A 12,931-nucleotide genomic window follows, 5' to 3' on the forward strand; every position below is an offset into this window, starting at 1 on the left:
TGGGCCGTTTGCACCGTACCGGAGCATGAGCATGAGCATGAGCATGAGCATGAGCATGCTGCGGTCTTAGATCCGCCATGCAATGCTTTGGCGTCGGCACTGCTGAACCAACATCCTGATCACCAGCAATCAGGAGAACGTCATGCCCCAGAAACCCGCTTGTTCTGAACCCGAGACCATTGCGGCAGGCATGACCCTGCGCATGCAGGGCACCGAGCCAACCCAAGCCAGCCTGTACAAGGCACTGGATCGCAGGGGACACCCCTCGACACACTGGAAGGTGTGGCTGCGGCATGTTTCCGGAGCGAACGACAACTGCCTTCCCCTCTTCGAGGGTGCAGCTGAAGCGATGTCCGCGGAGATGACCGAAGTCTATCGCTTGCACGGCATGGCACTGGCAAAGATCCGCGAGTGCGCCGTCCGCGAAGCCGTGGAGCGTCTGAACAGGCGGATTGCCGCGCTGGACAAAGCGCTGGATGACGTCTGCAAGGACCGCGATCAATTGCAGGACCTCGTCGATGTGCTCTACGAGGAGATCAGCACCCTCCGAGTGGCTTACGAGACTTTGCAGCGCGCAGCAGCGCCACGTCCGACTCTCATCCTGCCGACTCCGCCCAAGCCCCCGAGAGGAGCGACCTGAGTTCATTCGATCGCCTCGTCCCCGAGACCCGCTCTCGGCACTTTGGCATGAACCGCGACGGTCTCCTTCACCGCCGTCTTGGTCAGTTTCTCCAAATTCTCCCTGGCAGTCGCGCGGTCGTCTTTGCCGGTCAACCGATCAATGATCTGGAGAGCAAATTGGTGCACTGCGCCCAAAGCGTCCGAGGCCTTGCGGACGGCTTCAAATGCATCGCGCAACTCCTTGCGGGCTGACGCACGTGCATCCGCAAGTCCGTCAGAGGCCGCCTTCTCGCGAGCTTCACTCAGGCTCTTGCTGATGCGTCCCGCGGTTGCCCATGCAGCTGCGGGCGCCGCTTTCATTCGCGCCATGATATCAGGCCACGCACTGTCGCTCTTGGCTGCCGCAGTAGAGCGCATACCGGGGCTCGTGCTGGTCTCATCGTATACGGCAAGACCCGTCGTCATCGCCTCGACGGTCGCCAGGGAAGCATCCAGCTCAGTAGCACGCTCGATGCTGCGCTTGTCTCGCTCGTCTACCTTTTTCTCCCGACGCTTGACCTTGGCTTTCCGACTCGCGGCCTTGGATTCCCGGACCTGCAACGCCTCCTCGCGAGCAGTGAGACCAGCTGATGCTGCTGCTGTTTCCTTGGCTGCCAGAGCCGTTTTCTCGGCTGTTTCCCGCAACTCTTCGCTGCGCTCGTCGAGCGATGCCGTGAGACCTGTGAGCTGGGCTTCCCTCGTGTCGAGAATGTCTTCACGCGCTTCGATATCCGCCTCCCGCTCGTCGAGCAGTGCAGCGATGCCCGAGAGAGCTTTTCTGTGGTTCCGGCTGTCCTCCAGATCGACGGCCATGCGTGCCCGCTCCTCGGCCGCCTGCATCGTCCTCATGTAGTCCGAGCGGCTCAGACGCTCGCGTTTCGGCCCGTACCGCAGCAGTCCGACCTTGGAAAACACCTCCCGATGCAGGTCGCCTTGCCACTCCCTCATCGCATCGCAGTAGGCCCGCTTGGATCGCTGAAACAGGTCGGTGCCGCGCTTGCATCGCGCGCCATGCCGCTCGCGGAAATCGTCCAGCGCCGCGCGTCCCGGATGCAGTGCATTGACCGAGCCGCGGACCCGGTCGAGCCCGTAAAGATGCATGTGCACCTGGCACTCATCATAATGGATCACCGCCATCGCGAACTCGCCACCGGCGGCCTCGATCCGGCGCTGTTCGAACGTCTTGGCCATACGGAAAGTGCTCATGCATTCGCGCATCTTCTCTGGATCAGCGAGTGCCTCCTCGGCCGTCACCGGCAGCGAGATGACGGCGGTGTAGAGGCTGTGCGTGTCCGCCCGCAGCTGGCGCCGCCGGGTCGAGGTCTTGCCGGTTTTCTTGTCGCGGTAGGGGAATGACAGTTTCACCGTCGAGGCCGCCTCGTGCGCCTTTCGCAACTCGTCGAATGTGCGGCAGGTGCCCTCCAAGACCAGAGGCTTACGGCCGGTATAGGGCACGTGCTCGCAGGCATCCGGAACGCGCTCTGCCTCGTCGATGATCTGCTGCGCCGACCAGCTGCGCTGCCCGTTGCGCCGCACCGTTTCCTGGCGTCCATTCTGAACCGCGCCGCCTTGACGGGACCATGTCTCCATGTGAGCAAATTGATAGCCCTGCATTCCTGTGTTCTTTCCGTGCCGAGTGATTACGTCGACGCGGAATTAGTCCCCCGAGGGTGACGCAAAAAACGAACCGGGCCCTCGGGATATCCTTTCAAGACCAGCCCTGCGGGGCTGCGGGAGAAAAGGTGTAGGGACCGACTTTGCGTATTGCGAGACGCCCCTTCGGGGCTCAATACGCGTCGGCCCTCCGGGGGCTCTCCGAGGGCCCTGCCCGGGAGGCTCCTGCGCGGAGGGCGGCAGGGCCATCGCTCGCCGCTCCCCCTCCAACCCCCTGGCGCCTCCCGGCGGGCTCGGGTCATCGTTCCGCACTGCCCCAACACCCCCTTGCTCCCGGGAGAGCGTCGTTCCGCACTCCTCCCCCAAACCCCCGCCTGCTCGCGCTCCCCGCGCCGGGTCGAAAGGGCCCGGCAGCGCCGCGACACCCACCGGGGTCGCTCTGCTGCCTCACCCTCTCGACGCTCTCCCGAAATCGCCTGACGGCGAAGAACGGCGCCCCGTCCAGGCATGTGCAATCGGTCTGAAACGGGATCCCGCAAGGAGGCCAAGGCTCCTCCGCCGTGCGCGCGCTTTGTGACGCGCACGACGGACGACCTCGGCCGGAAAGGTGAGAGAGGAAGGCCGCTCGGGCGTGTCGGCAACGAAGCTGACAAGGAGAGCAAACATGCTCGACATACTGCAATACGACCCGCGGATGAGCGCCGCCTGGCGGGATCATCTGCGCCACGGGGACATCGTGCTTTTCAAGTTCCCGCTCGCCGAGGAAGGCGAGACCGCGAAGCCGAAGGCCCGCCCCTGCCTGGTGCTCGACATCGAGCAGATCGGCGACCAAACTTACGCGCTGCTGGCTTACGGCACGACCTCGCGGCGCAAGTCGAACGTCGGCGACGCGGTGCATGTTCGCAAGCGTGCCGATTACATCGCGGCAGGGCTGCACGAGCCCACCCGCTTCGTCGGTGCGCGGCGCCTCCTCGTCGCGCTGACGCATAGCGGTTTCGTGCTCGACCGGCAGTTGGAGTCGCCCGTGCTCGGCCGCATCGACGGCGAGATCTACGAGCGCATGAACGAGGTGCGGGGCCGCATTCACGCGCTGCGGGACATCCGCGATGAGAGGCGCCGCACGCGCGGACCGCTCCGCCGAAAGGTCCTCGTTCGAGGTCGCGACTTCGCCCTCGAACCCCGAGACCCGAGCCGACCTGCATCGCTCCAAACGGGAGATCACGCATGAGCTCGTGCACCCCGACAGGCGCCGAGCTGTCCTCGATCGAGGCGCTGGCCGCGCATGCCCTCGCCCAGAGCCGGAGCGCCCTGCCCCACTTGCGGGGAAACTCCGCCGTCAGGCTGCATGGCGGATCCGGACAGCTCGCCCGGTCCATCGCCGACGCGATCGAACGCCGCGAGATCTTCGAGTCCGCGGTGGCGTGGGATCTGCATGAACTCATCGAAGACCTCAACGACGAGATCGGTCGCCTGATCGTGCAGGTGGCAAATTGGTTCGACGACGAATGCGACGTCTCGGGCCTCAGCTGGATCGAGACGTACTGGCCGCCGGAGGCGCTCCGGCTGGCGACGCTCCGTAGTGAACTGTCGGTATTTCGCGACGCCATCGACGCCGTCATCGATCGGCGGGATCTCGACCAGATCCTGGCCTCGGGCCGACGGCGAACCGCGCAGCTGGCACGCCCTGCAAACCGGTAACGCACATGGCACGCCCTCGAAGGCGTGCCACCCTTGAGGCCGGACCCCCGGCCATCGATGCGCCGCCCCGGATCAGGCGGCGCAGGCGCGCCGACGACACTTCTCCTGCTGCTGGGATGTCGGCGCGCCAACTTTTTTCGGTTCGAACGAAGATTCTTACGGTCGTCGTTTCCGCGGGAAAACGGATCGCACGATTTACAGATTACCACCGCACAGGTGGGGGAAAAATCTGGAGATCGAAAATGACGACCAAGCCCAGCACGCTCACTGCCGCCAACGACAACCCCGGCGGCGCCACCTCCACCGACATCCGCCTGACGGCGTTCGTGACCGTCATGGCCAAGGCCTACGTGGCCGCCCGCAAGAAGGACTCCGTGGCATGACCACTTCGACCCGTGCAACCCGCACCGCCGCTGCCTCGCTGGATGGACGCCGGCAGAACGCCGATGGCGCGAGCTTTCTCCGAACCCCCGCAGAAGACCACCAGGTGATCCTGCCGAACCGAAAGGCTCGTCGTGCCGCAGCCGCAGGAAAGCCAGCGGCCACTGCTCTCGTTGGAAAGCCGAAGGTCGTGATCTACGCCCGCTATTCCTCTGACAAACAGAGCAAGTACTCCTGTGAAGATCAGATTGCGTTATGCCATGAGACGGCGCGCCTCTGCGATTTCGAGGTCGCGGGTGTCTATCGAGACGAAGCGGCCACTGGACGAACCCCAATAGCGAGACGTCAGGGGATGATGAACCTGAAGGCTCACGTTGCCCGGGGCGGGATCTCGGCCATCATCGTGGAAAGTATCGACCGAATTGGCCGCCGCGCCTGCGACATCCATGAGGTCGCAGACTGGTTCGAAAGCCGGGGTGTCGATCTCTACGCTGCGAATGGAGGCAAGTGCGATTGGAAGCTTCTGCCCTTCCTGGCCGCATGCGCCGAATTCCAAGCACGTGAGATTGCGGACAAGACCAGGCGCGGGCAGAGCGGGGCCACCGCTCGGGGGCGTGTGGCAGCCGGCTACGCATACGGCTACCGCATCGTCGAAGCCAAGGGACTGAACCGGGAAATCAATCCTGAGGAAGCGGCGGTCGTGCGGCGCATCTTCAATGACTATGCCAGTGGTCTTTCGCCGCGGAAGATCGCGTCAAAACTTAACGAAGAAGGCGTCCCCTCGCCGTCCGGCAGCGCATGGTGCGACAGCACGCTTCGCGGCAACGCCAGGAAGCGTGACGGCCTGCTTCGGAACGAGGCCTATATCGGCAACATCGTCTACGGCCGGAACCGCTTCTCCCGCGACCCGGATACCGGCAATCGCCTGTCACGGCCTGGCGGGGAGCAGGACATCGTTTGGGGTGAATGCCCCGAACTCGCGATCGTCGATGACGAGGTGTGGAACATCGTGCAGGATCGTCTCGAAGCGACCCATGCCGCGCATACGGACCAGGCCGCCCCCCTCAACACGAGCCATCGTGCCAAGTACCTGCTGTCTCGGCTTGTCAAATGCGGCTGCTGTGGAGGCGGCTATACCCTTATCGGCAAGGACCGCTATGGCTGCTACAACAGGAAGTCCAAGGGGATCTCGGTCTGCTCGAACAGCAAGACCATCACCCGGGGCAAACTCGAGGCACGTGCCTTGACACGGCTGCGCGCGGATCTGCTGACGCCTGCCCTTGCCGACCAGTTCACGGCGGAGGTCACACGACTGCTCGCCGAGGAGGCGACCGAGGAAGGAAGCTCGCTCGCCAACCTTCAAGGCCAGCTCGACAAGGTCACAGGCAAGATCGAGCGCCTGCTCGACCAGCTCGAGGGTGACAACGTAAGCGACGCCCTACGGGCACGCCTGGCGGACCGGGAGCAGGAAGGTCAGCGCCTTCGCCTCGAGATCGAGGCAGCACGGATACCTCGGCAAAAGGCTCTCATGCCGACACCCGAGGAGATGAAGGCCATCTACCAGCACAAGGTGCGACAGCTCGATGAGCTTCTGGCCGAGAGCGACCAGATGGTGGAGGCGAACCGGCTGCTCGGCGAGATACTGGGAGCCATCATCGTACGGCCCGATGAGAATGCGAGAGACGGCATGGCCGTCGAGATCCGAGGCGAAGTGCCACAGATTGCTCTCGCCTGGTCAGGTCAGTTCTGACCCGGTGGTGGGCGTCGGATTGGGCGGATAGCAGCCATTCGCCGCAGTCCGGGCGGATGTCCGCAGTGCGGACCTTCCTGCCGTCCGCTGCGGGATCTCGATCTGCCTTACACCCGCGAGGTCGTCGAAGGGGAGCGCGCGCCTCGAGCAATCACTAAAGCGCAGGATGACGGCAACACTGAGTAACCCACGGCGACGAGCAGGCAAGCCAGCGGCAGCTAAAACAAAGGAACGGCAGGTCAACTGTCGCTCGGCGGTCGAGAGCATCTCAGAAGGGCGAGAACACCTACGGGCTACGCACTCTCGGGTTGTCGTGGACCCACGGGCTGGGGCAACCTGATGCTGAGGCCAAAGGAGGATCGCGGTGCAGCCGGCATATATAGAAATATCACAGGTTTTCAGCCAAGATCAGCGATATACAGTTCCTCTCTTTCAGAGGCCTTACGTTTGGAACAGGGAGGACCAATGGGCACCTCTATGGGACGATGTTTTAGGGGTATTGAATCGCCTGAGAGCACGGCATGACGATGGTATTGTAGCAAGCCATTTTTTAGGCACGATAGTCCTTGAACAAAAGCCAACACCTACCGGAAGCCTTCCGAAACGAGAAGTTATCGACGGTCAGCAGCGTCTCACCACGCTCCAGATCCTGCTGAAGGCGGTGGAACATGCGATCGACATATCTCTTGAAGCTTGCTCGGAGGATGATCGGAGATCGATTGAGCTTGCGAAACGTCAAATCGCTAAACTCACAGCAAACGATGCTATCGACGAAGAGGTATATAAAGTTTGGCCAACGAATGAGGATCGTGCGCCGTTTATTGCAGTCATGAACAGCCATGCTTCCAGTCAGCCATGTGCGAGCAACGGCCGAATGGCTGAGGCCTACCGCTATTTTTTCGATGCCGCAACAGATTTCATAAATACGGGCGAGCCTGCCGAGTCAGCACGCGTCCTATCGGAGGCCGTTAGGAACTATATGAGGCTCATTGTTCTCGATCTCGATCGGGGCGACGAACCTCAGGCAATCTTCGAAACACTTAACGCCCACGGGACACCACTTCTTCCTGCGGACCTGATAAAGAACTGGCTATTGTGGGAGGCATCGAGGCAGAAGCTCGATGCGGCCGCATTATACGAAAACTATTGGCGCCTGTTCGATCGCGATCACAGTTACTGGCGCGCCAAAGTGGGCACCGGTCACGCCGCTCGCGCTCGTGTTGACACTTTCTTGCAGAACTGGCTGTCCAAGGAAACCGGGGAGGCAGTTTCAGCTAAACATCTATACGATCTATTTTTGCGATATGCAGAGGGTATTCATGGAAACAGCAATCACCCAGTCGTGATTTCGGATCTAATGTCCCTGATCCATGCCGATGCATTGCGGTTTGTGAAAATTGACAAGCCGAGCGGAACGCGTCGATTCGAATTATTCCTGGAGCGCCTAAAGCGACTTGATATTGTCGTCTTTCACCCCCTATTGCTCGAAGTGATCGCCCGCACAGAAGAAGACCCTCAAGATGCTGATGAATTCGGCGCAATTCTCGAGAGCTATCTGGTTCGACGCTTTGTCTGCGGCGCTCAAACACGAAGCTATGGTAGCTTGGCGTTATCGATCTTGAGAGAAATCCGGGCGCAAGCCGACCGGCGAACAAGTGACATCCTTCAGGACGTCTTGAAGTCGCTTACTGGCTCCGACGAATGGCCCTCCGATGTAGTCTTTCAGCGCAATTGGGTGTCTCGGCAATTCTATGGGTATTTTAAGCGCGACCGAGTCCTGATGCTCCTTCAGGCTCTTGAGCATAGATACCAAACCCAGAACGGCAAAGCCGAGCCGCTAATGCATTTCGATTGGTCGCAGCTCCAAATTGAGCATATTTTACCCCAAGCTTGGGAGGTCCACTGGCCAATTCCAGAAGGAATAAGTGCCGAAGAGCGCAAGGCCAATTTGCAGGGAATCGGAAATCTAACCTTGGTGAGTAAAAAGCTCAATCCAAGCTTGTCAAATGGACCGTGGTTACCTCTGAGCGAAAAGCAGCCCGGCAAGCGGCGCGGCCTGCATGATCACACCATGCTAATGATTAACAGAAAGATCTTGGATGACTTCCAGGAGTGGGACGATACGTCAATAGCCAAGAGGGCTCACCAATTATTTGGCGACGCAAAAGGGATTTGGATGCGCTGACGTCAGTGTGCCCGCTCGCGCTTGAGCTTGCGTAAACAAGGCGGCGCCGATAGGTATAAAGCTATGCGAATTGGGTCGGGACCTCAACTTTGCCGCGTTCGGCATGATGGCCTGCTTGGCGGAGAAAGGAAAAGCGGCTCAGGCTTTTCGAATGCTGTGAAAGGGCTCGAAGCGGACCCTCGCTGCTCAGCGCATCGATTACCGCTAAAGGCCAGGTGGTTGCCGCGCTATTACAGAGCGCAAGGCGCATTGGCCCTCCTCTGATCGTGGCGTTTGTGGAGGCGCGGCCCACCGATGGTTATGAATTGGCAGCCCCTCGTCGGATCAGCGGGGTGTGACATTGTTGCACCAGTTCTGCTCGCATTGGTGGAGACCTCAAGCTGAGGACAGCGACTCATTGACCCAAGGTCAATCGGCGCCGACCGTTTCTTTGTGGGCTCGCTGTCACGTGGCCTACATCCTCCCCGGTAGGGTAACGAGTGCGGCTCGCCTTATTCCGGCGAGCCTTTTTACGATCGCTGTCATCGCCTCCGCCATCGCTTTCAACCGCCAAGCCGGACAGCAGCTGTGACTTGCTTCCCTCCCGGGGCTGCCAGTTCATCCAGTGCGCTTGGATGCGCATGCCGGAGATCGAGCGCACCGGCCAGGAAAGTGGCAGCATCATCCGCGAACGGCGTGACGCACGTGATGCTGACAAATTGGCCCACCAAGCGCGCCCGTAAGTAGCTCCATGTCACTCGGCTGAACCGCCGCAATCCGCCGGATAGTTCGTCCGGCCGATCATCTGAGGGCGCAGATGAGGATCATGCGATTGGGGTGACGCTTGCGTAACAAGCCGATCTCAAGCCCTACCTGAAGGGCCGCTCTCGGTCGGCTCCAGTGTCAGAGCAACCCGGTCCCCCGAGGTATCGAGCTCCCGCCCGATCACTTGATAAAGTTTCGATCCCTCAGGCCGGAACTCGGAGACCATGCTGCCGATCTCCGGCACGAAGGATCGCATAGGGAGGTTGAGCGGGCCAAGCGTTGAAAGCTCAAGCGGCTGGCTCTCATGCGCAATGAGAAAGTCGACTTGGATCGGGTCGGACGAGCTATCGACGGTAGCGTCTGTCATGTCGTTCCTCCGTATAACTGCAACTTAGAGATGAATGGCAGTCGATGCAATCGGCAGAGGTCAGGTAGGTGTAATCTGACCCCCTGAAAGCGAGCTATCACCCAAATTTCCTTCCGTTCGCCACAATCCGACGATACGTCGGGCCGGCGTTGGAGAGTGTTTGCAAATGAAAACAGTGGTTTCCGATTTTCTCGACCTTGTCGGTTGGACCGTGTGGTCGATTCCAATCATCTGGATTGGAATGATCTACGTTTGGGATCAGGTCATTGGGGAGCGCGATGCAGGGGCGAACCTCATCGTCACGGGTCTGGTCGTCGTCTGGACCGTGGCCCTGAGCCTATGGTCCTGATGCCGCAAGCGCGTCCTCTCGACATGGCAGTCTTGTCTCGCCAAGAAGGCAAGGAGTGGGAAACTTGCGGGCTATACTTTCGACCCGACCGGCACCCCCTTTGCCCAGATGCAGACGATATCGAACCGATCTATTTGAAAGGTATGAAAACCGTATCCCCTGACCTGTTCGGCGTTGCACCTTGGGCTTGGCTCGTGGTGCCGCTCCTCTGTCTTCTGCTGGTCCGCATATTGGATCGGGATAGCAAGATGCGCGCGTCTGGGCTGGGCCTCGTCGCCACCTCGCTGATGATCTTTAGCGCCGTAACCCTGACCCGCTGGCAGGATTTCATCTGAGCTGACGCTCCTGGCACACCGTCTGTGCAGACCTTTACGCCATTGGCGGCAACATCCATCAGTGCTGCACCTGCGGCACTGGCGTAAAAAGGGCGGATGCTGTTGAAATAGTCTGTATTGCAGCGCGGCAAGTCCTTCGATTCACTCAATCCTGAGGGGATGGGAGGGTTTCGAGATGATGGGCAGGCAGGAGGCTCCAGCGCAGCTGTTCTAAGAGTTCGATCTGGAGCGGCACGTCCCGGCCAACCATATGCCGCGAGAGATCGACTTGTTTCTCGACTGCGGCGGCTTGCGGGAGGCGCTGCGCCCCTTCTACAGCCACCTTGGCCGTCCATCCATCGACCCCGAACTCATCATCCGGATGCTGGTGATCGGCTACGTCATGGGCATCCGATCGGAACGTCGCCTCTGTGACGAGGTCCATCTGAATCTCGCCTATCGCTGGTTCTGCCGACTGGGCCTGGAGCGAAAGGTCCCGGATCACTCGACCTTCTCGCGCTATCGCCATGGCAAGTTCCGGGAGAGCAACCTGTTGCGTCAGGCCTTCGAAGCCACGGTGGAGCGCTGCCTGAAGGAAGACCTCGTGTCCGGCGAGGGCTTCGCTGTTGACGCGAGCCTGATCTCTGCCGACGCCAACAAGGTCCGGTCGATCGCGGCCGAGGATTGGAGCCCGGAGCGCGCGCGTGAGGTCGGGAACAGGGCAGCACGGGAACACTTGGAGACACTCGACGATGCCGCCTTCGGGGCCGCGTCGCCTGTCCAGCCGAAGTTCGTGGCGAAGTCCGATCCGGCCGCGCAATGGACCCGCGCCGAGGAAAGCCGTCCATACTTCGCCTATGCCACCAACTACCTGATCGACACCAAGAGCGCGGTCATCATGGACGTCGAGGCGACGAGAGCAATCCGCCAGGCCGAAGTCGGGGCCTCGCGCACAATGCTCGACAGGACGGAGAAGCGGTTCGGTATCCGGCCGGACTGGCTGGCCGCCGACACCGCCTACGGCAACGCCGAGAACCTCGGATGGCTGGTCGAGAAGCGCAGCATCATCCCCTTTATCCCGGTCATCGATAAATCAGAGCAGACCGATGGCACCTGGTCCCGCTCCGACTTCGAATGGGACGAGGCGAACGGTCAATACATCTGCCCCGAGGGCCATGCTCTCAAGCAATTCCGCCGGAACTACTCCGATCCGAACCGGGGGCAGGATGCCGGCGGACGGAAGAAATACTGTGCCTTGAAGGCCACCTGCCAAGCCTGCCTATCCAAGGAAGTCTGCTGCCCGAAAGCTGAGGCGCGATACGTGACACGCGAGCCGCACGAGGAAGCACGCGAGTTCGCGCGCGAATGCCGCAAGACCAAGGCCTACAAGGTGTCCCGCGACAAGCGGAAGAAGGTGGAGATGCTCTTTGCCCACCTGAAGCGCATCCTTGGCCTGACCCGGCTACGCTTGCGCGGCCCCAACGGCGCCAAGGACGAATTCCTCCTCGCCGCTATCGCTCAGAACCTCAGGAAACTTGCGAAGCTACGGCCCCAGAATGTGCTGCGGGAGGCCACGGCATGAGCTGAGCGGCCGATTAGCCGCCTCAAGGCGGACAGACGGGCAGTTGCCCGATCGGAACGGCGGCGCCCCGACGTTTGGGCTGACAAAACCGTCGTCCTCGAGCGACTTTTTCAACAGAATGGGCGGGAAGCGGACATTCACTGCGCGCGGAGCCGAATGGCCGCTGTGGGCCAGTCGCGCCCGCTTTCGGCAAGCCGAGGATGGATCTTGAAGCTTCCGCTCCCTGCGCATTCCAGACATTGAAGCAAAGTGCTGTAAGGCCTTTGCGAAGTATTTATAGAAATTACTCGAACTCCATCTGCTCGAAGACGCGGCCCGCGTTCTTGGTGGCCAACTCGTCGAAGGTGTCGAGATGCGCATAGGCGCTCTGGTCGACGTAGTAGGCCTCGGCCAGATCGCCGCCCTCGTCGAGATGCACGCCGATCTTCTCGCGCAGGTCCACGAGGTAGTCATACGTGTAGCGTCGCACCTGATCCATGTTGGTCGGGTAGCCGTGGCCGGGAATGACATAGGTCGCGCCCAGCGGCTCGAAGGCCGTCTCCCACGTCTGGACCCAGGCGCGGGTATCGGTGTCGGCGAACACCGGCAGCATGCGCTCGTGAAACGCCATGTCGCCTGAGATCACCAGCTTCTGCTGGGGCAGCCAGACCACGATGTCGCCGGGGCTGTGCGCCGGGCCGAGATACAGCACCTCGATCGGGAAATCGCCGAAGGGCACGGTGTAGCTGTCCTCGAAGGTTTCGGTCGGGCCCTGTAGCCGGGTCGTCTCGAACCGGTCGCGCAGCAGCCGCTCGCCCGCCTGGAACGAAGCGTCGCCATCTTCCTCGAAAGCGCGCGCCGCCTCCGCATGAGCCAGCACCGGCACGCCTTCGTCGACCCAGTAGCCGTTGCCGAGCATCGCATGACCTTGTCCGTTCTCGTCGACCACCAGCTTCACCGGTTGGGCGGTCACGGCGCGGATTTCGTCGTGCAGGGCGCGGGCCAAGCCGCGGCTGGCACCGGCGTTGACCACCACCACTCCATCGCCGGTGACGATGAAGCTCAGGTTGTTGTTGTGCCCGGCATTCTCGTAGGTCGGCGGTGCGGTGGCGCCGGTGGCGGTCCAGACACCGGGGATGAACTCCACTGGCTTGGCGTAGAGCAGCGAGCCCGGATACTGGTCGGCGATGTCCTCGTCGGCCGGGGCCTCGGTGGCGGCGAACAGCGTCAGGGCGGCCAGCAGGCCGGTGATATTTCTCATCGAAGTCCTCTCCTCCGCTCCGCGGGATGGGCGGTCCGTCTCGCGGG

12 protein-coding genes are annotated in these 12,931 nt (G+C 61.4%); 9 read left to right on the forward strand and 3 right to left on the reverse strand.

The window, feature by feature from the left end:
* Positions 1–142: 142 nt before the first annotated feature.
* Entirely contained in the window at positions 143–640 is a 498-nt protein-coding gene (locus tag ACRAQ3_RS09070) for a hypothetical protein (RefSeq protein WP_432254395.1), read from the forward strand.
* Positions 641–642: 2 nt separating this feature from the next.
* On the opposite strand, the gene ACRAQ3_RS09075 is transcribed toward ACRAQ3_RS09070, so the two are convergent.
* Positions 643–2,274, reverse strand: a complete 1,632-nt coding sequence (locus ACRAQ3_RS09075) for a hypothetical protein (RefSeq protein WP_432254396.1) — start codon at positions 2,272–2,274, stop codon at positions 643–645.
* Between the two features lie 664 nt (positions 2,275–2,938).
* Here ACRAQ3_RS09075 and ACRAQ3_RS09080 point away from each other — a divergent pair.
* The 5 genes from ACRAQ3_RS09080 (at position 2,939) to ACRAQ3_RS09100 (ending at position 8,288) form a co-directional block, all read left to right on the forward strand.
* Positions 2,939–3,502, forward strand: coding sequence for a hypothetical protein (locus tag ACRAQ3_RS09080; RefSeq protein ID WP_432254397.1), 564 nt, complete (start codon positions 2,939–2,941; stop codon positions 3,500–3,502).
* A complete protein-coding gene (locus ACRAQ3_RS09085; protein WP_432254398.1) occupies positions 3,499–3,972 on the forward strand; it encodes a hypothetical protein in 474 nt (157 codons plus the stop codon). The genes ACRAQ3_RS09080 and ACRAQ3_RS09085 overlap by 4 nt, the downstream gene beginning before the upstream one ends.
* Before the next feature lie 242 nt (positions 3,973–4,214).
* A complete protein-coding gene (locus ACRAQ3_RS09090; RefSeq protein ID WP_432254399.1) occupies positions 4,215–4,355 on the forward strand; it encodes a hypothetical protein in 141 nt (46 codons plus the stop codon).
* Positions 4,352–6,103, forward strand: a complete 1,752-nt coding sequence (locus ACRAQ3_RS09095; protein WP_432254400.1) for a recombinase family protein — start codon at positions 4,352–4,354, stop codon at positions 6,101–6,103. The genes ACRAQ3_RS09090 and ACRAQ3_RS09095 overlap by 4 nt, the downstream gene beginning before the upstream one ends.
* Positions 6,104–6,467: 364 nt before the next feature.
* Positions 6,468–8,288, forward strand: a complete 1,821-nt coding sequence (locus tag ACRAQ3_RS09100; protein WP_432254401.1) for a DUF262 domain-containing protein — start codon at positions 6,468–6,470, stop codon at positions 8,286–8,288.
* A gap of 841 nt (positions 8,289–9,129) precedes the next feature.
* On the opposite strand, the gene ACRAQ3_RS09105 is transcribed toward ACRAQ3_RS09100, so the two are convergent.
* Positions 9,130–9,399 (reverse strand): hypothetical protein, encoded by a 270-nt coding sequence (locus ACRAQ3_RS09105; RefSeq protein WP_432254402.1) that lies wholly within the window; start codon positions 9,397–9,399, stop codon positions 9,130–9,132.
* A gap of 166 nt (positions 9,400–9,565) precedes the next feature.
* Here ACRAQ3_RS09105 and ACRAQ3_RS09110 point away from each other — a divergent pair, with 166 nt between their 5' ends.
* From ACRAQ3_RS09110 to ACRAQ3_RS09120, 3 genes are all read left to right on the forward strand, one after another.
* A complete protein-coding gene (locus ACRAQ3_RS09110; RefSeq protein ID WP_432254403.1) occupies positions 9,566–9,748 on the forward strand; it encodes a hypothetical protein in 183 nt (60 codons plus the stop codon).
* A 143-nt stretch (positions 9,749–9,891) separates the two neighbouring features.
* Positions 9,892–10,083, forward strand: a complete 192-nt coding sequence (locus tag ACRAQ3_RS09115; protein ID WP_432254404.1) for a hypothetical protein — start codon at positions 9,892–9,894, stop codon at positions 10,081–10,083.
* A gap of 223 nt (positions 10,084–10,306) precedes the next feature.
* Complete coding sequence (locus ACRAQ3_RS09120; RefSeq protein ID WP_432256273.1) at positions 10,307–11,644, forward strand: IS1182 family transposase; 1,338 nt, start codon at positions 10,307–10,309, stop codon at positions 11,642–11,644.
* Between the two features lie 283 nt (positions 11,645–11,927).
* Here the strand turns inward: ACRAQ3_RS09120 and ACRAQ3_RS09125 are convergent, their stop codons facing one another.
* Positions 11,928–12,884 carry an MBL fold metallo-hydrolase gene (locus ACRAQ3_RS09125; RefSeq protein ID WP_432254405.1) on the reverse strand — a complete coding sequence of 319 codons (957 nt, stop codon included), beginning with the start codon at positions 12,882–12,884 and terminating at the stop codon, positions 11,928–11,930.
* Positions 12,885–12,931 lie beyond the last annotated feature (47 nt).

The organism is Limimaricola sp. AA108-03 (assembly GCF_050847355.1).
GTDB lineage: Bacteria > Pseudomonadota > Alphaproteobacteria > Rhodobacterales > Rhodobacteraceae > Limimaricola.